The organism is Blautia sp. CAG:257 (assembly GCF_000433815.1).
Taxonomy (GTDB): Bacteria; Bacillota; Clostridia; order Lachnospirales; family Lachnospiraceae; genus Blautia_A; species Blautia_A caecimuris.
On the sequence record NZ_HF999109.1, the window covers coordinates 1,284 to 1,881 of the forward strand.

The window sequence follows — 598 nt, forward strand, 5'->3', positions numbered from 1 at the left end:
CAACGGGAGAAGGTGCCTGATGAATGGATTTTATGAATATGTAAAAATGGCTGTTCAGAATATCCGCGCAAATAAAGGCCGGTCTTTTCTGACAATGCTTGGTATCATTATCGGAATTGCTTCTGTTATTGCAATTGTTTCCATTGGTGAGGGAACAAAGAACCAGATGAATTCAGAGATCAGTGATATCGGAGGCGGTCAGGTTTACATTTACGTCAGCAATGATGCAATTACAGAACAGGAATGGATCACACCTGAAGACATTAATGCAGTCCGTGAGCTGGAAAGTGTGGAAGGGGTAAGTGTCGCTGAAAGCTATGACGGTGAAACAGTTACCGGAAAGGGAAACTTTAATCTTATGGTAACTGCAGAAGGACCGGATCCCAAAATGATAAATAATGCGGATATGAAATACGGAAATTATTTCGGTGAACGGGAAGTGGAAGAGGCCAAACCTGTATGTGTGATCTCTGATGCCGATGCCAGACGTCTGTTCGGCACAGATGATGTAGTGGGCATGAGTCTTGACATTACCTGCTATGATGTGACGAAAAGCTTTCGTATTGCAGGTGTGACTACCCAGAAAGAAAACGGAACC

General features: G+C 43.5%; 1 protein-coding gene. It reads left to right on the forward strand.

Annotated features, from left to right (window positions below):
* Positions 1–19 precede the first annotated feature (19 nt).
* On the forward strand, positions 20–598 hold a 579-nt coding region (locus tag QVP40_RS12190), incomplete at its 3' end, for an ABC transporter permease (protein ID WP_288200551.1).